General features: G+C 63.1%; 23 protein-coding genes and 1 pseudogene. 12 read left to right on the plus strand and 12 right to left on the minus strand.

Annotation, left to right across the window (positions count from 1 at the left end):
- Positions 1–173: 173 nt before the first annotated feature.
- The gene (locus tag RQ479_RS09975; protein WP_023719779.1) at positions 174–686 is read right to left on the minus strand and encodes a DinB family protein; all 513 of its coding nucleotides are present in this window, start codon (positions 684–686) and stop codon (positions 174–176) included.
- A gap of 77 nt (positions 687–763) precedes the next feature.
- On the opposite strand from RQ479_RS09975, the pseudogene RQ479_RS09980 reads away from it, so the two are divergent.
- From RQ479_RS09980 to RQ479_RS10000, 5 genes and pseudogenes are all read left to right on the plus strand, one after another.
- Positions 764–1,469: pseudogene (locus RQ479_RS09980) on the plus strand (glutathione S-transferase family protein).
- A 311-nt stretch (positions 1,470–1,780) separates the two neighbouring features.
- A complete protein-coding gene (gene bluB, locus RQ479_RS09985) occupies positions 1,781–2,416 on the plus strand; it encodes a 5,6-dimethylbenzimidazole synthase (protein ID WP_376704955.1) in 636 nt (211 codons plus the stop codon).
- A 296-nt stretch (positions 2,417–2,712) separates the two neighbouring features.
- Entirely contained in the window at positions 2,713–2,868 is a 156-nt protein-coding gene (locus tag RQ479_RS09990) for a DUF1905 domain-containing protein (RefSeq protein ID WP_376704956.1), read from the plus strand.
- A 116-nt stretch (positions 2,869–2,984) separates the two neighbouring features.
- The gene (gene ndk, locus RQ479_RS09995) at positions 2,985–3,407 is read left to right on the plus strand and encodes a nucleoside-diphosphate kinase (RefSeq protein WP_292662296.1); all 423 of its coding nucleotides are present in this window, start codon (positions 2,985–2,987) and stop codon (positions 3,405–3,407) included.
- Positions 3,408–3,560: 153 nt separating this feature from the next.
- Positions 3,561–4,169, plus strand: a complete 609-nt coding sequence (locus RQ479_RS10000; protein WP_376704957.1) for a class I SAM-dependent methyltransferase — start codon at positions 3,561–3,563, stop codon at positions 4,167–4,169.
- 71 nt (positions 4,170–4,240) lie between these two features.
- On the opposite strand, the gene RQ479_RS10005 is transcribed toward RQ479_RS10000, so the two are convergent.
- Together RQ479_RS10005 and RQ479_RS10010 are read right to left on the minus strand one after the other, a co-directional pair.
- The gene (locus RQ479_RS10005; protein WP_352468982.1) at positions 4,241–4,510 is read right to left on the minus strand and encodes a hypothetical protein; all 270 of its coding nucleotides are present in this window, start codon (positions 4,508–4,510) and stop codon (positions 4,241–4,243) included.
- Between the two features lie 293 nt (positions 4,511–4,803).
- Positions 4,804–5,571, minus strand: coding sequence for a YbaY family lipoprotein (locus tag RQ479_RS10010; protein WP_376704958.1), 768 nt, complete (start codon positions 5,569–5,571; stop codon positions 4,804–4,806).
- Positions 5,572–5,865: 294 nt separating this feature from the next.
- Here RQ479_RS10010 and RQ479_RS10015 point away from each other — a divergent pair, with 294 nt between their 5' ends.
- From RQ479_RS10015 to RQ479_RS10030, 4 genes are read left to right on the plus strand one after another with little or no spacing between them, the layout of a single operon-like run.
- Positions 5,866–6,189, plus strand: coding sequence for a DUF2282 domain-containing protein (locus RQ479_RS10015; protein ID WP_352479258.1), 324 nt, complete (start codon positions 5,866–5,868; stop codon positions 6,187–6,189).
- A gap of 33 nt (positions 6,190–6,222) precedes the next feature.
- Positions 6,223–7,137 carry a DUF692 domain-containing protein gene (locus RQ479_RS10020; RefSeq protein WP_376705899.1) on the plus strand — a complete coding sequence of 305 codons (915 nt, stop codon included), beginning with the start codon at positions 6,223–6,225 and terminating at the stop codon, positions 7,135–7,137.
- Positions 7,124–7,924, plus strand: a complete 801-nt coding sequence (locus RQ479_RS10025; RefSeq protein WP_376704959.1) for a putative DNA-binding domain-containing protein — start codon at positions 7,124–7,126, stop codon at positions 7,922–7,924. Before RQ479_RS10020 ends, RQ479_RS10025 begins: the two co-directional genes overlap by 14 nt.
- A gap of 5 nt (positions 7,925–7,929) precedes the next feature.
- The gene (locus tag RQ479_RS10030; protein WP_376704960.1) at positions 7,930–8,424 is read left to right on the plus strand and encodes a DoxX family protein; all 495 of its coding nucleotides are present in this window, start codon (positions 7,930–7,932) and stop codon (positions 8,422–8,424) included.
- A 19-nt stretch (positions 8,425–8,443) separates the two neighbouring features.
- Here the strand turns inward: RQ479_RS10030 and RQ479_RS10035 are convergent, their stop codons facing one another.
- From RQ479_RS10035 to RQ479_RS10055, 5 genes are all read right to left on the minus strand, one after another.
- Positions 8,444–8,914: a molybdenum cofactor biosynthesis protein MoaE gene (locus RQ479_RS10035; protein ID WP_376704961.1), complete on the minus strand. Its 471-nt coding sequence runs from the start codon at positions 8,912–8,914 to the stop codon at positions 8,444–8,446.
- Between the two features lie 3 nt (positions 8,915–8,917).
- Positions 8,918–9,175 carry a molybdopterin converting factor subunit 1 gene (moaD, locus tag RQ479_RS10040; protein WP_376704962.1) on the minus strand — a complete coding sequence of 86 codons (258 nt, stop codon included), beginning with the start codon at positions 9,173–9,175 and terminating at the stop codon, positions 8,918–8,920.
- A 1-nt stretch (position 9,176) separates the two neighbouring features.
- Positions 9,177–9,773, minus strand: a complete 597-nt coding sequence (pgsA, locus tag RQ479_RS10045; RefSeq protein WP_023719790.1) for a CDP-diacylglycerol--glycerol-3-phosphate 3-phosphatidyltransferase — start codon at positions 9,771–9,773, stop codon at positions 9,177–9,179.
- Positions 9,774–9,874: 101 nt separating this feature from the next.
- Positions 9,875–11,953: an excinuclease ABC subunit UvrC gene (gene uvrC, locus RQ479_RS10050; protein ID WP_376704963.1), complete on the minus strand. Its 2,079-nt coding sequence runs from the start codon at positions 11,951–11,953 to the stop codon at positions 9,875–9,877.
- Entirely contained in the window at positions 11,950–12,726 is a 777-nt protein-coding gene (locus tag RQ479_RS10055; protein WP_376704964.1) for an SDR family oxidoreductase, read from the minus strand. Before RQ479_RS10055 ends, uvrC begins: the two co-directional genes overlap by 4 nt.
- Positions 12,727–13,145: 419 nt before the next feature.
- Between RQ479_RS10055 and RQ479_RS10060 the strand changes: the two genes are divergently transcribed.
- Entirely contained in the window at positions 13,146–13,796 is a 651-nt protein-coding gene (locus tag RQ479_RS10060) for an outer membrane protein (protein ID WP_292662341.1), read from the plus strand.
- A 77-nt stretch (positions 13,797–13,873) separates the two neighbouring features.
- Here RQ479_RS10060 and RQ479_RS10065 read toward each other — a convergent pair whose 3' ends face one another.
- Complete coding sequence (locus RQ479_RS10065; protein ID WP_292662345.1) at positions 13,874–14,470, minus strand: glutathione S-transferase family protein; 597 nt, start codon at positions 14,468–14,470, stop codon at positions 13,874–13,876.
- Positions 14,471–14,964: 494 nt separating this feature from the next.
- On the opposite strand from RQ479_RS10065, the gene RQ479_RS10070 reads away from it, so the two are divergent.
- Positions 14,965–15,426, plus strand: a complete 462-nt coding sequence (locus RQ479_RS10070) for a hypothetical protein (protein WP_376704965.1) — start codon at positions 14,965–14,967, stop codon at positions 15,424–15,426.
- Positions 15,427–15,883: 457 nt separating this feature from the next.
- On the opposite strand, the gene RQ479_RS10075 is transcribed toward RQ479_RS10070, so the two are convergent.
- Positions 15,884–16,414, minus strand: coding sequence for a DinB family protein (locus RQ479_RS10075; RefSeq protein WP_376704966.1), 531 nt, complete (start codon positions 16,412–16,414; stop codon positions 15,884–15,886).
- 62 nt (positions 16,415–16,476) lie between these two features.
- On the opposite strand from RQ479_RS10075, the gene RQ479_RS10080 reads away from it, so the two are divergent.
- Positions 16,477–17,112 (plus strand): TetR/AcrR family transcriptional regulator, encoded by a 636-nt coding sequence (locus RQ479_RS10080; RefSeq protein ID WP_376704967.1) that lies wholly within the window; start codon positions 16,477–16,479, stop codon positions 17,110–17,112.
- Between the two features lie 82 nt (positions 17,113–17,194).
- Here RQ479_RS10080 and RQ479_RS10085 read toward each other — a convergent pair whose 3' ends face one another.
- Both RQ479_RS10085 and RQ479_RS10090 read right to left on the minus strand, forming a co-directional pair.
- Complete coding sequence (locus RQ479_RS10085) at positions 17,195–17,947, minus strand: sulfite exporter TauE/SafE family protein (RefSeq protein WP_376704968.1); 753 nt, start codon at positions 17,945–17,947, stop codon at positions 17,195–17,197.
- A 124-nt stretch (positions 17,948–18,071) separates the two neighbouring features.
- Positions 18,072–18,524, minus strand: a complete 453-nt coding sequence (locus tag RQ479_RS10090) for a hypothetical protein (protein WP_023677684.1) — start codon at positions 18,522–18,524, stop codon at positions 18,072–18,074.
- Positions 18,525–18,625: the final 101 nt, after the last annotated feature.

The following is an 18,625-nucleotide window of genomic DNA, read 5'->3' on the forward strand; positions in this document are numbered from 1 at the left end:
GACGAGGGTGATCAAACTTTAGCTCGGCCCTCAAATGGCCAGCGCGTCGACGATCCATCCCTCGCCGCTGACGAGAGAGCTGCTACTCTCTCCCAGCGGTTCATTCTCGCCTCTTCGCAATGAATGTCATAAGACAAGCGCGTCGCATGGAGGCCGGTCGAACGCGACGCGCTTTAGGCGAATGCCCTGCCCTCCTCGCTACGCTGGAACATCGTCAGGTCCAGTCCGAGGCTTGGCTTACCCAGAATGGTCAGGATCGCGTGCGCCTGGCCGCGGTGGTGGGTCTGGTGGTTGAAGAAGTGGTCGAGCGCCGGCGCCAGCCGCTGCGAGACGGTGCGCATATCCGAGACGGTCATGTAGGAGAAGCGGCCCGACAGCGCCTTGTCGCTCAGGCCGTCGACCCAGTCGATGATCCGTTTGTCCTCGGCCTCGCGCGCCAGCCGCAAGCCGGGCAAAGCGCGGTGCAGGATCGTGTCGAGCCTTGCCGGCGCGTCGCCCTCGCCGGTGAAGCGTTTCATCCAGATACGGTCGGCCGCCAGGAGGTGATTGAGCGTTCCCATCATCGATGCGAAGAAGACGCCGATATTGCGGTCGAACTCTTCCTCGTCGAGATCGGCGGCGGCATCGTAGATGCGGCCGTTGGCCCATTGATTGTAGGCCGCAAACATCCTGAAATGCTGTTTCATTCTTCTCTCGACCTGCGAGACCCTGTTTCGCGCGGGTCTGTTTCGGGCATAGTTAGACTGCAAGGACGCTGCCGCCAATGACCATTCTGCTCTATGACCTTGTCGGACGCGACGCCGCCCGCCCGTTTAGCCCACATTGCTGGAAGGCGGCGATGGCGCTGGCCCACAAAGGGCTCGACATCACCAGCGTGCCGACCCGTTTCCTCGAAGTGCCGAAGGTGAAAGGCGGCGTCTCGAAGCTCGTTCCGGTGATCCGCGACGGCGAGACGGTGGTCACCGATTCCTTCGCCATCGCGCTCTATCTCGAAGAGACCTATCCCGAGCGGCCGACATTCCGGCGACGGCGGCAAGGCGATGGCGCGCCTCATCGAACGCTGGTCGCAGCTGACCATCCATCCCTACGTCACCACCGCTGCGATACTGGACCTGCACGCCATGCAGGACGAGGCGAATGCCGCCTATTTCCGGCAGAACCGCGAGCAGCGCTTCGGCAAGCGCCTGGAGGCGGTATATGCCACACGCGACGCTGGGCTCGCCGGCTTCCGCGCCTCGCTGGAGCCGCTCCGCTCGATGCTTGGCTATCAGCCCTTCATCGGCGGCCCGTCGCCGCTATTTGCCGACTACATCGTTTTCGGCGCGCTGCAATGGGCGCGCATCGCCACGCCCTACCGGCTGCTCGACGACAGCGACGTCGTGGCGCAATGGTTCGAACAATGCCTCGATCTGCATGGCGGCCTCGGCCGAACGGTCGCGCCGGCAGCGATCGCCCCGCTTGAGGGGTGAAATCGGCAGTTTCATCGGCAACGCCACATTTTGTTCTTGCTTTGTGCCGGCAGCTATGCTACTAATTTGGGTATGGTGCTGATTCGTACCGACGACCCGCCCGGCTTGCCGAGGCGGGTTTTGTTTGCCGATCGAGGTCCAACGGCGTAGATCGCGGCGGCGTCGCCCGGCCTCAGCTGGAATAGCCGCCCGGCGAAATGCGACAATGCGGATAGACGAAGTGTCGCTTGAGGCGCCTCATCACTGCCCGGATCGAAGCAAACAAGACGAAAGTCCGGCGAACCGGGCAACCACAACAAAGGCAGCGCGCCATGACCGCAAACCCAGAGTTCCCGGCCGACTTTCGCGCCGGGCTCGCCAATCTTTTCCTGTGGCGGCGCGACGTCAGGCGGTTCAAGCCGACGCCGCTCCCCGAAGGGGCGCTGGAGCGGCTGCTCGAGCTTGCCAGCGCCGCGCCGTCCGTCGGGCTGAGCCAGCCCTGGCGCTTCGTCGTCGTCGAGAGCGAAGTATGCCGCGCCGCCGTCAGGGCTTGCTTCGAGCGCTGCAACACGGAGGCACTCGCAAATTTTTGCGGTGAACGCGCCGCGCTCTATGGGCGCCTGAAGCTTGCGGGCCTGAATGAGGCACCCTGCCAGCTTGCGGTTTTCGCCGACCGTACAACCTCGCAAGGGCATGGGCTCGGCCGCCTGACCATGCCAGCCACCATAGACTATTCGGCTGTCATGGCGGTCCACACGATGTGGCTGGCGGCGCGCGCCGAAGGAATAGGCATGGGCTGGGTCTCGATCCTCGATCCGGCCGAGATGGCGACGATCCTGGACGTGCCGCCGGAGTGGACATTGATCGGTTACTTCTGCATCGGCTACCCGAGCGAGAACCACAGCGTGCCGGAACTGGAACGGGAAGGCTGGGAGATCCGGCGGCCGTCTATCGTGACAAGGCGGTAGTGGAATGGCGGCGCTGCCATCCTCTTTGCGGGGAAGAATGACTCCTCCCCTGCAGGGCAGTGGATATCATGGATGGTTTCGCCGATCGTCAGCATTGCCAAGAAGGCAGCAGCGCAAAGCCAGTCGTGACGGCCTTGACCTGAGGAAGGGCATAGAATGTTTCGCTACGACATGCAGGCCGAGATCTGGGTCTATCCGGGCAAGGGCGGCTGGCATTTCGTGACGCTGCCGCCGGAGCTTGGTGCCCGGATCAAGACAGCGATGGTGGGGATGGCAAGGCCCTGGGCTCGCTTGACGTGGAAGCCGTCATCGGCCAGACCAGATGGCGGACATCGCTGTTTCCCGACAAGAAATCCGGCAGCCTGCTCTTGCCGATCAAGACCGCGGTGCGGGTTCGCGAAGGCCTCGGGGCTGGCGACACGGCCAACCTGACGATCGAGATAGAGCTATGACACATTGGGTCTGGCCGACGGCGACGCGCTATGCGGCCGCCTCCCCTTGGCAAGCCGGCGGGCGGCTTGTATAGAGCCCGCCACCTTCAATTCCATTCTCATCACAAGGACGACCCATGGCGCTCGAACGCACCTTTTCCATGATCAAGCCGGACGCGACCCGTCGCAATCTCACCGGCGCCATCACCAAGATGCTGGAAGATGCCGGTCTGCGCGTCGTCGCTTCGCGCCGGGTGTGGATGAGCCGCCGTGAGGCGGAAGGTTTCTATGCCGTCCACAAGGAGCGTCCGTTCTTCGGCGAGCTGGTCGAGTCCATGTCGTCGGGCCCGACCATCGTGCAGGTACTGGAAGGCGAGAACGCCATTGCCAAGAACCGCGAAGTGATGGGCGCCACCAATCCGGCAAGCGCCGCCGAAGGCACCATCCGCAAGCTGCACGCGCTGTCGATCGGCGAGAATTCCGTGCACGGTTCTGATGCGCCGGAAACCGCCGCGCAGGAGATCAAATACTGGTTCTCGGACACCGAGATCGTCGGCTAAGCCGGCATCCCGAACCCCATCAAAGAGGCCGGCGCAACGCCGGCCTTTTTTGTTAGCGGACATTTTCAGCTTCAGGCTCCTCGACGGATCATGGGTGCGTTAAGCTCGAGGGCACCGATCAAACGCGGTCCCGACAATGGAGCCGACCAGGCCATGACCAGCACCATTCCCGGCTTCTTCCAGGGCACCGAAATGCCGACCAGCGGCTGGTGGGAAGCGCTGTGGCCCGAGCCTGCCAGCGTCCTGGCGGCAGTAGGCATGAAGCCCGGCACGGACGTGGTCGATCTCTGCTGCGGCGACGGCTGGTTCACGCTGCCAATCGCCAGGGTCGCCCGTCATGTAATCGCCATCGACATCGATGCAGATATGCTCGAAGTCGCCAGGCGGCGGTTGGCCGAAGGCGGCGCGAGCAATTGCGAGTTTGTGGCGGGCGATGCCTATGAGCTTGCCGGGCTGGTGCCTCAAACCGTCGATTTCGTTTTCATGGCCAACGCTTTCCATGGCGTTCCGGACCGGCCGCGCCTTGCCCGCGCCGTGCGGACGACGCTTGGCCCTGCCGGTCGTTTTGCCATCGTCAACTGGCACCAGCAGCCGCGCGAGCAAACCACGGTCCTGGGCGAGCCGCGCGGGCCAAAGACCGAGCTGAGGCTATCACCCGAACAGACCACCGCGGCGGTGGAAGCAAGCGGGTTCAAGCTCGCCGAGCTGGTCGACATACCGCCCTACCACTACGGCGCGGTATTCAAACTCGCGACAAATTGAGAATGCTTGGTGTATGCGGTCGTCGCCCGATAGATCTTGCCCGCCGCCCCCTAGCGGCGGGTTCTGCCAGTCTATTTCGCCTGGCGTTCCTTCACGTTCGCATGTTCATTCGCCGCGTCCGTGTCGGTGGCCGGGGTCTTGGTCTCCTCACCTGTGAACGGGCTGCCCTGCCCGGGCGCGAGATCGCCGCTATGACCAGCCTTGTTGGTCTGGAAAGGCTGGCTGTCAGGACTGAGACCATGCTGAAGGGCATCGAACAGATGGTCGTCCGCCTTGGCAAGGCCGGTGAAGGCAAGGAGCGATGCACCGGTGGCGGCAAGGATAAGCGCGTGCGTTTTCATGTCTGGACTCCTTTGAGTTAAGGCCAGGACGAGCCGCAGCCATTCTGGCGGCTTCAACGAAGGGACAAATATCCCTTTTGCCTTACCCGCCATCGTATGAGGATGTAACGCGCGCGCTGCCCGGTTTATTCCGGCTGAAACACAACGTGATCGACATGCGGCCGATCAGGCGACCGAATAGCCGCTGGTGCCGGGCGACCTGCGGGAGTGTGCGGTGATCGACATGCTCAAAGCTGGAAGCTAAAGCGCGTGTCGTTGTCGCAAAACCGCTGCACACTTTTGCGCGACTTGCATTAGCTCGCGGCGTTGAAGCGCAGGATGTCGCGGCCGTCTCTATCGGCGATGACAAGCTTGCCGGCGTCGACGTGGTAGGATGCCGCCTTGGCCAGCGCCTCGAACAGCGCCTTTTCCTCGGCCATTACCTGAGGCGCGCAGGCCTTGAAGGTCGAGCCGATGTCGGTGACGGCGATCGTCGAGCCGTCTACCCTGGCGGTGGCGAAATAGACGTTGCAAGGGCCGCTGCCGCCAGCCTTGCCGGCTTCGCTGATGCGAAAAGTCGCCCGCGGCTCGGCAATCACGCCGATGCCGTCGATATATTCGACCAGCCAGCTTTGGCCGAACACGGAGGCTGCCGCCGGCTCGTCGCCCGGCGCCGCCATTTTCAGCATGATGGTCTGTGGTGCGTCGCTGAGCGGGTCGACCCGATGGCGCGTGTCGGTGACGAACAGCAGCCGGTCGTCGACAGTGATGCGCGCCTGCAGCGCGTAGGTCATATCAGGCCGGATCACCCGCGGATCGAAGCTGATCTCGGACTTGATCGGCACCTGGCCGGCCGGCACGACCTTGCGCTCGCCGATGATCGCGGCCGGCGCGTCGGCCAACGACACGTCGGCAAGCTGCACGGAAACCACGGCATTGGGCGGCAGCGCGATGCGCTCGCGATACATCACCTCGCCCTTGAGGGTCCTTTCGGCAGCCACGGAACGATCCGGAACGGCAAGTGTGCCGACGGCCAGCGGCACCAGTCCGAAGATGAAGAACTCGGCGATCCTGTCCAGCATGATCCTGCTCCCCTTCCGGCCAAAGGTCTCGCAGGAATGCGGTCAATGAATGGCTGGCGGGGTATGGGCATGGCTGTCCCAGGGATTTATTTGGACGGCGGGCGCTTCCAGCGGCCCGCCGCCATGTCGTCGGCCTTCTTTGCCGCTCGGCAAACTCTGTTCAGGCCACCCTCGGCCAAGCCTCAGGCGATCACGAATTCGTGTTCCAAACAGACGTAACACGGCGGGCGTCCGGACCGAACTGACAATGCGCGCTGAGGAGAGTGCGCTTGAAACCCAACCGGAGGTGAAATCATGTCAACGAGATCAACCGTGAGCGCGGCCTTGCTGGCCAGCGCCGTTGCCACGGCTCTTGCTTCTTTTGCGACGGCCGCCCCGCTGACCGAGGCACAGGTCAAGGCAGCGATGGACGCCGGCAAGGAGAAGTGCTTTGGCGTCGCCTTGAAGGGACAGAACGACTGCAAGGCAGGCCCGGGAACCACCTGCCAAGGTACCTCGACCGTCGACTACCAAGGCAACGCCTGGAAGTTCGTCGACGGCGGCACCTGCACGACGATGGACCTACCCGGCGGCCGCAAGGGCTCACCCACCGAGCTGACCCGCGACGTCCCATCGTAAGCGATGCACCCTGCCCGGAAAGTGGCGATGACAATGAACGGACCGACCCGTCCAGCATCCCGCATGTCGAAGACCTCACGCTTTCCGGCGCACCTGGTCGCCGGCCTTGCCGGCACCAGTTTCAAGCATGAGCATCTATCCGCAATCCTCGGCGACGGTCCCCAAAGCGGCTTCTTCGAGGTTCATGCGGAAAACTACATGGGCGCCGGCGGCCCGCCGCACGACGCGCTCGCCCGCATCCGCCGCAATTATCCCGTCTCGCTGCATGGCGTCTGCATGTCGATCGGCGGCCCGCAGCCGCTCGACAAGGCGCATCTCGGTCGTTTCAAGGCGCTGGTCGATCGCTACGAGCCGGCGCTCGTTTCAGAGCATCTCGCCTGGTCGACCCACGACACCACCTATTACAACGACCTGCTTCCCCTGCCCTACACGCCGGCAACGGTTTCGCGCGTGGCTGATCACATCGACGAGGTGCAGGGCACGATCGGCCGCCCGATCCTGGTCGAGAATCCTTCGACCTATGTGCTTTTTCCGGAATCGACGATGAGCGAGACGGATTTCATCCGCGAGCTGGTTCGGCGTAGCGGCTGCGGCCTGCTGCTTGACGTCAACAACGTCTTCGTCTCGGCCACCAATCACGGCGATTCGGCACGTTCTTATCTCGCGGATTTCCCGCTCGAACATGTCGGCGAAGTCCATCTGGCCGGGCACGCCAAGCAGGAGGACGACGAGGGCGACCTGCTGCTCATCGACAGCCATGACGGCCCGGTTGCCGACGCGGTCTGGAAGCTCTTCGATACCGTCATCGGCCGATGCGGGCCACTGCCGACGCTGATCGAATGGGACAGCGACATTCCCGAGTGGCCGGTGCTAAAGGCGGAGGCCGCCGCCGCCCAAGCCATCCTCGACCGTCATGCCGATTTCGGAAAAGCCCATGCCGCAGGATGAGCTTCAGTCGGGCGATCTCGGCCGCCGGTTTGACTATGCCACGGCATTCATCGCCGGTTTGCTCGATCCTGGCCGTGCCCCGCCTGACTCTGTCTCGGGGCCGAACGGGAAGGCTGCGGTCAAGCGATATGCCGTCTACCGCAACAACGTCACGGTCAGCATGATCGATGCGCTGGCCGCCAGCTTTCCAGCGACGCTGCGCATCACCGGCCCGGATTTCTTTCGCGCGATGGCGCGCTTTCACATCCGCGAAACGCCACCCACCTCGCCGCTTCTATTCGAATATGGCCGCGACTTTCCCGATTTCATCGAGCGCTACGAATACGCGCAGTCGATGCCGTGGCTGGCCGACGTGGCGCGCATCGAGCGGGCCTGGCTCGACGCCTATCATGCCGCCGACGCGGAGGCGCTGTCGGCTGAGGCACTGGCGTCGATCCCTTCCGAGAGGCTTGCCGATACCGTGCTGCGGCCGCATCCGGCGACGCGGGTTGCGCGCTCCCGGTTCCCGGCAGTCACGGTCTTCGCGGCAAACCGGAACGACGCTCCTGTTGGGCCGATCCGGGCAACGGGCGCTGAAGATGCGCTGGTCACGCGGCCCGGCCTCGAGGTCTTCGTTCGCCACCTGCCGCCCGGCGGCGCAGTGTTTATCTCGCATCTGATCGCGGGCGAGGCGCTCGGCGCGGCGGCAGCGGCAGCATTTGCGGAGAGTGCCGAATTCGAGCTTTCCGCGAACATTGCCGGCGTGCTGCAAGCGGGAGCCTTCACGACGGCACATCAGGAAAGGTGAGCACGATGAGCGATGGGCAGAACGCGAGCACCGAACCGCGAGGGGTCGCCGCTCTCGTCGAAAGGCTGAATGCCGCCCTGCGCACGATCGCGACGCCATCGCTGACGCAGCTTGTTCTGCGCTGCGCCCTCGCCGTCCCGTTCTGGCGGTCCGGCGTCAACAAATGGGACGGTTTTCTACAGTTGAACGATGTCGCCGTGCTGCTTTTCAGCTCGGAACTCAAATTGCATCTGCCGGGCGGCCCTTACGATTTTCCGGCACCTGGGCTGGTGGCGTTCGCCTCAGGGTCAGCGGAGATCGTGTTGCCAGTTCTCCTTGTTTTCGGCCTGGCGACGCGACTGGCGGCATTCGGGTTGCTGGTGATGACGCTGGTCATCGAGCTCACCGTGCCGGACGGCTGGCCGCTGCACATTACCTGGGCGGCGATGGCGCTGGGCATCATGGCCTGGGGACCCGGCCGGATTTCGCTCGATCATCTGATCGGCACTGATAGAGGCTGAGGGCTCGCGGAAAGCCTGGTCAGTCTCGTTTCCAGCGGCTCGCCGCCTTGTCGTCGGCCCCCTTGGCGTCGACCCAGCCGCCCTCGGAACCGTCGCTATGGTGTTCCTTTTTCCAGAACGGCGCCCGTGATTTCAAATAGTCCATCAGGAAATTCGCGGCCTCGAACGCCGCCTGCCGGTGGGCGGAAGCGGCCACCACCAGGACGATGTTTTCGCCCGGCGCGATCTTGCCGTGGCGATGGATCGCGGTGAGCCCCTGCAGCGGCCAGCGCTCGATTGCCTCGCCGGCGATGCGGGATATCTCGGCTTCGGCCATGCCGGGATAATGTTCCAGCTCGAGCGCGGATAGCCTGCCTTGCTCGTCGCGGCAAAGGCCGGAGAAGGTCACCACAGCGCCGATGTCGTTGCGACCCCTGGTCAGCCTGGCGATCTCGGCGGCGACGTCGAAATCCTCCGCCTGGATGCGCACGACAGGCACCACCACGGACATGGTTCAGCCACCGGTCATCGGCGGGAACAGCGCGATCTCGCGCGCGCCGGCGATCTTCTCGAGGTGCTCGACATGTTCCTGGTTGATGGCGACGCGGATCACGTCAGGATATTGCAGCGCGTTCTCGTATTCCTCGCCGCGCGACTTCAGCCAGCGCAACAGGTCGGCGACCGTTTCGATGTCGGCCGGCAGTTCGACCTCTTCCTCCGGTCTGCCGATCCGCTCGCGCACCCAGGCGAAATAGATGAGCTTCGTCGACATTTTATTCATCCATGATGTGCTTGAGGCCGGCGCGGAAATAGTCGTAACCGGTGTAGAGCGTCACCAGGGCTGCGATCCACAGCAGCACCAGCCCGGTCTGGGTGGTCAGCGGGAAGATCTTGTCGCCGGCAGGGCCTGCCAGCAGGAAGGCGATGGCGATCATCTGGATGGTGGTCTTCCATTTGGCGAGCTGCGTCACCGGCACCGAGACCTTCAGGGCCGCCAGATATTCGCGCAGGCCCGAGACCAGGATCTCGCGGCACAGGATGATGATCGCCGCCCACAGCGACCAGCCGGCGATGCCGGCATGGCGATCGGTGTCGGCGGCAAGCAGCAGCAGGCAAGTGGCGACCAGCAGCTTGTCGGCGATCGGGTCGAGCATCTTGCCGATATTGGAGGTCTGCTGCCAGGCGCGCGCCAGATAGCCGTCGAAGTAATCGGTGATCGAGGCGAGCAGGAAAATGATGAGCGCCGACCAGCGGGCGAAGTCGCTCGATTTCAGATGCCCTTCCAGGAAGAAGCACAGCACCACCAGCGGCACCGCCAGGATGCGGGCGTAAGTGAGCATGTTGGGCAGGTTGAACGCGCGCTGGGACATGTTTTGGGAACTCTTTCTGCCTGCTTAGTCAAATCAGAAGCGAATGTGGGGGGTCAACAGGCCAGAATCGATTAGCCGGCCGAAATATCGGCAATAGGGGCTTAGCTCTCGTGAAAATGATTGTAGACCAATTTCGCCACCTGCTCGGAGATGCCGCCGACCTTGACCAGGTCCTCGACGGCGGCGCGGCTGACCGCCTTGGCCGTACCGAAATGCATCAGCAGCGCGCGCTTGCGGCCGGGGCCGATGCCGCTGATCTCGTCGAGCGGGCTCTTGACCATCTCCTTCTTGCGGCGGGCGCGGTGCGAACCGATGGCGAAGCGATGGACCTCGTCGCGCAGCCGCTGGACGAAATAGAGCACCGGATCGCGTACGGGCAGCGAGAATGAGTCCCTACCCTTGACGAAGAAGCGTTCGCGGCCGGCGTCACGGTCCTGACCCTTGGCGATGCCGATGGCCACGACGCGGTCCTCGATGCCGAGATCGGCGAGGATCTTGCGCACCGCCGTCATCTGCCCTTGGCCGCCGTCGATGAGGATGACGTCGGGCCAGGCCGGGAAGCCGCCGGCGTCCTCGATATCGTCGCCCGGTCCGGTAGGGCTCGCCTCGTCCGCGTCCTCGGTTTGCGGGGCGTCACCATGTTCCTTCAACAGCCGCGAAAAGCGCCTCTGCATCACCTCGCGCATCATGCCGAAATCGTCGCCCGGCGTGATCTCGGTCGAGCGGATGTTGAACTTTCGATACTGGTTCTTCACAAAACCTTCCGGCCCGGCGACGACCATGGCGCCTACGGCGTTGGTGCCCATGATGTGCGAGTTGTCATAGACCTCGATGCGCACCGGGGGCTTTTCCAGGCCGAAGGTCTCGGCAAAGCCATTGAGCAGCCGCGCCTGGGTCGAGGTCTCGGCGAGCCGCCGGCCGAGCGCTTCGCGCGCGTTCTGCAGCGCGTTGTCGGTCAGGTCCTTCTTCTCGCCGCGCTGCGGCACGGAGATCGACACCTTGCGGCCGGCGCGGGTGGAGAGGGCCTCCGCCAGCAATTCCTGGTCCTCGACGCCATACGACAACAGGATGGTGCGTGGCGTCGGCTTGTCGTCGTAGAACTGCGCCAGGAACGAACCCAGCACCTCGCCAGCTTCGAGCGCCGGATCGGCCTTGGGAAAATAGGCGCGGTTGCCCCAGTTCTGGCCGGTGCGGAAGAAGAACACCTGGATGCAGACCTGGCCGCCCTCCTGATGGATGGCGAAGACATCGGCCTCGTCGACGGTCTGCGGATTGATGCCTTGATGGCTCTGCACATGCGACAGCGCCGCCAGCCGGTCGCGATAGATGGCGGCGCGTTCGAAATCGAGGTTCTCCGAAGCCTGCTGCATGGCGGCGGAGATCTCCGTCTTCACCTTCTGGCTGCGGCCGGAGAGAAAATCCTTCGCCTCGGCGACGAGCCTGGCATAGTCGACATGCGAGATTTCGCCGGTGCACGGGCCGGCACAGCGCTTAATCTGGAACAAAAGGCAAGGCCGGGTGCGGTTCTCGTAGAAGGAGTTGGTGCAGCTCCTGAGCAGGAAGGCGCGCTGCAGCGAGTTGATGGTGCGGCCGACGGCGCCGGCTGAGGCGAAGGGGCCGAAATAGTCGCCCTTGCGCGAGCGCGCGCCGCGATGCTTGTAGATGCCGGGCGAGACATGGTCGCCGGTCAACAGGATATAGGGGAACGACTTGTCGTCGCGCATCAGCACGTTGAAGCGTGGCCGCAAGCGCTTGATGAGGTTGGCTTCAAGCAGCAGCGCCTCGATCTCGGTGCGGGTGACGACGAACTCCATCGTCGACGTCTCGCGCACCATGCGGCCGATGCGGCTGGTGTGGAACCGGCCTTGCGCGTAGTTGGTGACCCGCTTCTTCAGGCTGCGTGCCTTGCCGACATAGAGCACGTCGCCGGCGGCATTCATCATGCGGTAGACGCCGGGCGCATTGGGCAGCCGTTTGACCAGGGTCTGGATTACCTCGGCGCCGACCATGCCGTCGGCGTCGCCGGCATGCGGGGTCCAGTCGATGGTGGTGAAGGTGACGTCCGGACCGCTGGCTGCAGGCTCGACGACCTCTTCGGCCGCCTCGTCCTCGAGGTCGATTTCGGGCGGCAGGTCGTCGGCGCCGCCGCGCGTTTTTTGTTTCTGGTCCATGGGGCTCATTCCGCCATGCCTGTCACATCGGGCGTCTGCCATGCAAGATGCTGGCCGCCGTCAAGCGCGATCATCTGGCCGGTGACCGAGCGTGCCGCCCAGAGATAACGGATAGTGGCACCGAATTCCGGCAATTCCGGGCCGCGTTTCAGGATCAGGCCGGCAATCTGGGCATCGAAATCGCTGTCGTGCTGGCGCGTGTTCTTCAAGGTCGGGCCAGGACCAATGGCGTTGACGCGGATGCGGGGACCCAGCGCCTGCGCCATCATCTCGGTCGCTGCCCACAAGGTCGACTTCGACAGCGCATAGGAAAAATAACGCGGCGTCGGCCGCCAGACGCGTTGATCGATCATGTTGACGATCAGCCCCTCACTGTTCTGCGGCAAGGCCCGGGCGAAAGTCTGCGCCAACAGCGCCGGCGCCTTGACATGAACGGCGAAATGGCGATCCCAGGCCGGCCAGTCGAAATCCTCAACGCTGTCGTGCTCGAACAGCGAGGCGTTGTTGACCAGCAGCGAGACCGGCCCGAGCGCCGCCGCCGCGCGGCCGACAAGGTTGCCGACGGCGTCCATGTCGGTCAGGTCGGCAGCAATCACAGCGGCCCGGCCATGTCGACCAAAATGACCACTGTTGATTTCGGCCGCCAGTGCCTCCGCCTCGGCCAGCGAGCGATTGCAGTGAATGGCGACGGCAAAACCATGCCCGGCAAGATCTTCGACGATCGCCCTGCCGATCCGCTTCGCCCCGCCCGTCACTAGTGCCGTCGCGGCGACCTTGCTCATCTGTCAATCCTTAATCCGATGCCGATTCCGACCTGCCGGGATAGCGCCGGCAAATTATGGCCCGCCAAGCGTTAAATCCCATTTCCACCTGGGGCAAGATTATGGCAAAGTGGCCGGTGGGCGTTCTGGCTCGACCGGAATTCGGGCCAGTCCGTCCGCAATATAGGGCGCTGGAGCCCTTATACCAAGCCGTGTGCAGTGCAGCACGGCGAACCTGCTGACATTCGCTGTTGCGAAGATGCAACGTCAAGGTTCTGCCTCATTCGTGCCAGGGAATGACCCAAGTTCAGGTTCGCTTCAGCCGCATTTCGACACGACATTTGCAACCGTTGAACGCCGGATCCGTTTCATCCCCCGGACGGGTTGAGGGCGCTCATGAAAAACAAGCCTGTGTCCTGTGGCTTAAGGAGTAAAGAACAATGCAAGCCAATCTTAAATTTGCGCGACCGCTCGCGGTGGCGTTTGGGCTGTTCGCCCTCGGCGGAACTGCCTATGCCGCGGACGTGGTTCAGGAAGAGCCGCCGGCACCTGCCCCGATTGCAGAACTTCCGGTCGCATCCTGGGCCGGTCCCTATGCCGGTGTGAGCGTCGGCTACGGCTTCGCCGGCCATGCCAAAGCCAAAGACATTGGCGTCGACGTCGACACCAAAGGTTTTGTCGGCGGCGTCTTCGGCGGCTATAACTGGCAGCAGGAGAACTTCGTCTACGGTGCCGAAGCCGATATCGGCTACAACGGCGTCAAGGGCGACGATGCCGGCATCGAGGCCAAGGGTGGCTTCGAGGGCTCGCTGCGTGCCCGCCTCGGCTATGCCGTCACCCCGGACATCCTGCTCTACGGCACCGCCGGTGGCGCGCTGAAGAACCAGAAGATTGAAGCGGCCGGCGTCAGCGACACCAACACGCAGTTTGGCTGGACAGCCGGCGTGGGTACCGACATCAAGATCACCGACAATGTGTTCGGCCGTGTCGAGTATCGTTACACGGACTTCGGCAGGAAGGACTTCGACGGTATCGGCAAGGTCAAGTCGACCGACAATCGCGTCACTTTCGGCGTCGGTATGAAGTTCTAAGTCGTCCAAGCCACGACACGAAAAAGCCGGGCCTCGCGCCCGGCTTTTTTTGTGGCACCGGTTGAGGCCGCCCGCCCTCAAGCCGGGATGCCGGGCTTCAGCTCCGGGAATTTCTCGTCGAAGCGTGCCGCCCAGCGCGTCAGCCGGCCGCGGCCCTTTTCCCATTTTCCGGCGAAGCGCAGCGAGAGATAACCGAGGCAGGCGCGCAGCGCGATCTGGCCGACGGTGATTTTCTTCGGCAGCTTCGGCGGGTTGGCGTTGAGCAGATCGAGCGCGGCCGAAATCTTCGTCCACTGGCGCTCAAGCCAAGGCTGGTAGACCATCTCTTCCGGCCGCGTGCGCCGCTCATAGACCATCGACAGCGCGCAGTCGCAGATACCGTCGGCCAATGCCTCCAGCACCTCCGCCTCAAGGCGCTTGTCGGGATTGCGCGGAAACAATGCGTTCTTCGACATCCGGTTGAGATGCTGGGTGATGGCGCGGCTGTCGTGGACCGAGCGTCCGTCATCGAGCACCAGCACCGGGATCTTGCCGAGCGGATTGGCGCCGATCAGTTCGGCCGGCCTTTCCTCGGTCTTTATCGGCACGAGATCGACCGCAATGCCGGCATGAAGTGCTGCCATGCGCACCTTGGAACTGTAGGGAGAAGTAGACGCGTAGAGCAGTCTGGGCATTGTCGATTCCTGTTTGCCGGCTACAGCTCCATACGCCCTGTTGGACGCGCAAAGGACGCGGTAGCATTGTGACTTCGCGCATGACCCGCACCGAAAATCGATTCCGACAGGGGCTCGTGCGTGGGCACTGTTGACCGATCATGCAGGATTCATCAACGGCCAGAGGCGGAAAACCGCGCCGCCAGCGTGCAACCATAGTCTCGACTTCGGATGTGATGAGCCGGAGCTGTGGCGGCAGACGCGAGCAGGTCGGACGATCCAAATCCGATCAGCTACCAACTCGGCCATTGCACCGAAGGTTGATCTTTGGCAGCCACGAAAATCCCACCGGACTTCGCCGCATGGCGAAGTCCTGGGAGCTGCGAAAAGACGTCTTCCTCCCGCCTCTTTCTCGTCCTGCCCGATCGTCAATCAGCAAGCGAGGCGCCTGTTCGGCATCCCGCCCTGGCCGTCTTGAGTACTGTCCCCGGCGGTAGCAGGGCGGCGACTACTTCTTGGCCTTCGCCTTTGCGGGCGCTGCCTTTGGCTTGGCCGCGGGCGCTGCCTTCTTCACTGCTGCAGAAGATTTCGCAGCGGCGGCCTTTGCCGGTGCTGCCTTCTTCGCAGCGGGCTTCGCCGCGGCCTTTGCAGCCGGCTTCTTGGCCGGTGCCGCCTTCTTAGCCGGTGCAGCCTTGGCCGGTGCTGCTTTTGCCTTGGCAGGTGCTGCTTTCTTCACGGCCGGTTTTGCCGCGGCCTTGGCGGCCGGCTTTTTGGCTGGCGCTGCTTTTGCCTTAGGCGCAGCGGCCTTCGCTTTGGCAGCGGGTGCTGCTTTCTTCACAGCAGTTGCGGTCTTTGCCGCGGCTGCTTTTGCTGGTGCTTTCTTTGCCGGTGACTTTGCCGGTGCCTTGGATGCCGGCGCTTTGGATGACTGCTTAGCCATATCATGCCCCTTCCGTTGTGCCGACGGCCGTTATTGACCCGGCGCGCATTGCATATCTGACTCGCGGCTTGCTAGCCAGCGAAGCATTAGAATGATTTTTGCAGCTTAAGTTTCCGTTACGGCGAGCGCGCGACCATTTTACCGGCGCAAAAATCGGCTGCGAATCTTTGTGTCCCGCAGCGAAGTTCTGCGACAGAAATTCTGGTCGCTCTATCTCGACCGGTCTTCTCGTCAAGCTCAGGACCTTTTCGACCAGCTTAGCGCTTCAACGTCCGACGCTCAGCGCGAACATTGTCAAGAGCGAAGGCGGTCGCCCGCCTCGTCTTGTCCGAAACGATAAACTACAGGTAAGTAGGAAGCAACGCGACGAGCACGCCGCTGCGCTATCTTGCATGACGCGATGAAAGTAAGCAGATAGCTCGCATTTCTGAAAGACAGGATATCGCTCGATAGATCCGGTCGAGCCGACCTCGTGATCGAATGCGCTCGGCCGTTCAGGCGCCGAGCGGCCCGCGCTGCATCTGCAGCCGGCGCGAAGGCTCGGCCCTGTGGAGATGGACGGCGAAGGTATCCCATGGCGGCATGACGGAAATCTGCGCCAGGATGCGCCCCGCTTCACCGCGATGATAGCCGCCGTGCAGTACGACGTGGGTCAGCATTTCCTGTCGCGACATCAATGCCTTATCCCTGTCGGTGAACACGAATGCGACGGGCTCGGACAGCTGCCAAGACGAAACGGTTTCGAGATAATCGAGATACCAGCGATCGGTCGCCGCGACCGCGGCGCGAAGTTCGTCGAACGCCGGCGGGTCCTCAGTGGTATCGGCGGAGTAGCCATGGCTTGCACCAACCAAGTGCGCCGAGAATATCCGCGACACCACATGGCTGTGATCGACGAGCCGTATCACGGCCTGCCGTTCCTTGCCGTGAACATGCCGGTCGACACTCGCCAGCTTTTCCAGCAGTTCGTCATTGGCCCAGGCCTGATAGGCAAACAGGCTGCGAAGCAGGGCGAGCGCACTCATGGTCGGTGTCCTTTTCCGGAAATGCGAGTATGTTGTTTATATTTTCAGGAGAATGAGCGGGCGTGTCTACTCGCATTGCAAAACCGCATCCGCGCATGCGCAAGCAGCCGCGCCAGGCGCGTTCCAGGGCAACCGTCGAGGCGATCATCGAGGCGGCGGCTCATGTTCTGAGCGGGCTGGGCTGGGCCGGCTTCACCACCAACAAGGTGGCCGAGACGGCAGGTGTGAGCATCGGCACGCTCTACCAGTATTTTCCCGACAAGCTTTCCCTGCTCGCAGCCGTCCGGCGCCGTCACTTCGATCATGTGCTGTCGGTCATTCGCGATTCGGCGGAAGACCAAAAGCCGCTCAGGAAATTCGCGCAGGAGCTGGTGCGCGGCATGATCGCGGCGCACAGCATTCACCCGACACTACATCAGGTGCTGCTCGACGAGGCGCCGGGCGATCGCGGCTCCAGGGCCGCCCATGCTTCGTTCCAGGCACAATACCTCAATCACTATGCGACTGCTGTCGCCACTTATCGCAAGCCAAGGAAAGGCGCCGACACGGAGACCGTGGCGCGCGTGCTGTCGTCAGCGATCGAAGGTGTGATCCATAACGCGGCACGCCGGAACATGCTCGCCGCGCCGGAGCTGCAAAAGCAACTCGTCGAACTGATCTGCGCCTACCTATCGGGCGCCGGCCGCATCGGTCGATAGCGCCCTGCAGGCGCCGGCTATAGACGACACCAAGCGGACGGCGCGACTTTCCGTCGAAGTCGGAGATTTCTGTATGTCGGATTCAAGACCGGCTTGTGAGGTGCGGCAAGGACGATGCCAACAATGCTGCACCTGATGCGGCCAAGAGTGTGAGGACGATCTTTCGAAAAGTTGCCTCGCTGATGCCGATGTAGAATCTCGCGCCAAGGAGTGTCGGTATCAACATCGCCGGCGCGACGACGGCAAACATCGGCAGCATTTCGAGCTTGATCTTTCCGGCCGCAAGATAGGCGGCCATCGTCATGGAGAGGGTCACAAGGTTGAAATTCTGGATGACAATGCGCTGCCTGTCCTTTTCCCATTGGCGCAGCACGCACCACAACGTTGGAACCGGGCCGGTGAAGCCGCCAAGCCCGCCCATGATGCCGCCAACCAGACCTATTGCACCGTCTGCAACAGGACCCCCGAGCGTGATGGGAGGGAGGCGACGGGCAAAAAGCATCAAGGGACACCAAACGACCAGCAGCGCGCCGAAGACCAGCTTGAACAACTGCACATCCAGCAAGGGCAGGATGGCGACACCGACCGGAATCCCTATGGTCCCGCCGATCAGGAATGGCAGCAGAAGCTTGAGGTCGAAACCCCGGCGGACGGTGACGGCGGCGATGATCTGGCCGGTGAGCGCCCCAAAGACCGCCATGGCGGCAGCAAGCTGGGGCTCCACGGTCCAAACCCAAAACGACATGGCAACCAGGCTGAAAGCGAACCCGGACAGCCCCTGGACGAAGCCAGCAACGACCGCCCCGAGAGCAACAACGTAGACAAGCGAATCCATGTAGTGCTGCTTCCTGCAAACTCGTGACAGCAGATCGCGCTTCCCGCGAATGCTGCGCCGCGTGGAAGCGGTGACGGTCGATCAGGTGACCGGTGCTAAAAAGTCGGAATCAGCGAGTGCGCGATCAGCGCAGGACGCGGCAGCGGCCGTTATAGACCATCCAGCGGTCGAAGCCCGAGACGCAGAATTCGACATTGTCGCCGATCGAGGCAAAGCCCTGGCCTTCTTCGATCAGGTACCAGATGGTGCGGGCGCCGCCGTCGGAGAGGCTGACGGTGGCACCGCAATAACGGCGGCCGATCGGCCAGGTGTCGTCGGCCGGCAGATAGCGATGCTGGTGGATACGCTGGAAGTCGACGATCTGCACGTCGGGCAGATGCGGCACGTGATGCACCTGATAGGAGAAGCGGTCGGTGATCTTGTTCAGGACCCAGGCCTCGCCGCAGACACCGCTATCCTCGTCGGTATAGATTGCAAGGTCGGCCGCCTGGACTGCCTGGGTGACGCCAAGAGGTGCGGCCAGCGGCGTGCAAAAGGCGAGCAGTGCGGCAAGGGCGGATTGGGCGAAGCGAGTCATGGCAGCCTCTCAAGGTCGACTGCGCGCACTGTGCGGATTCGCTGACGCGCGGTCAAGCGGTTGTAGCGACGATGGTTGTGGTGACGATGGTTGCGCTGACG

The organism is Mesorhizobium sp. ISC25, from assembly GCF_042295465.1.
In the GTDB taxonomy this organism is placed as follows: domain Bacteria; phylum Pseudomonadota; class Alphaproteobacteria; order Rhizobiales; family Rhizobiaceae; genus Mesorhizobium.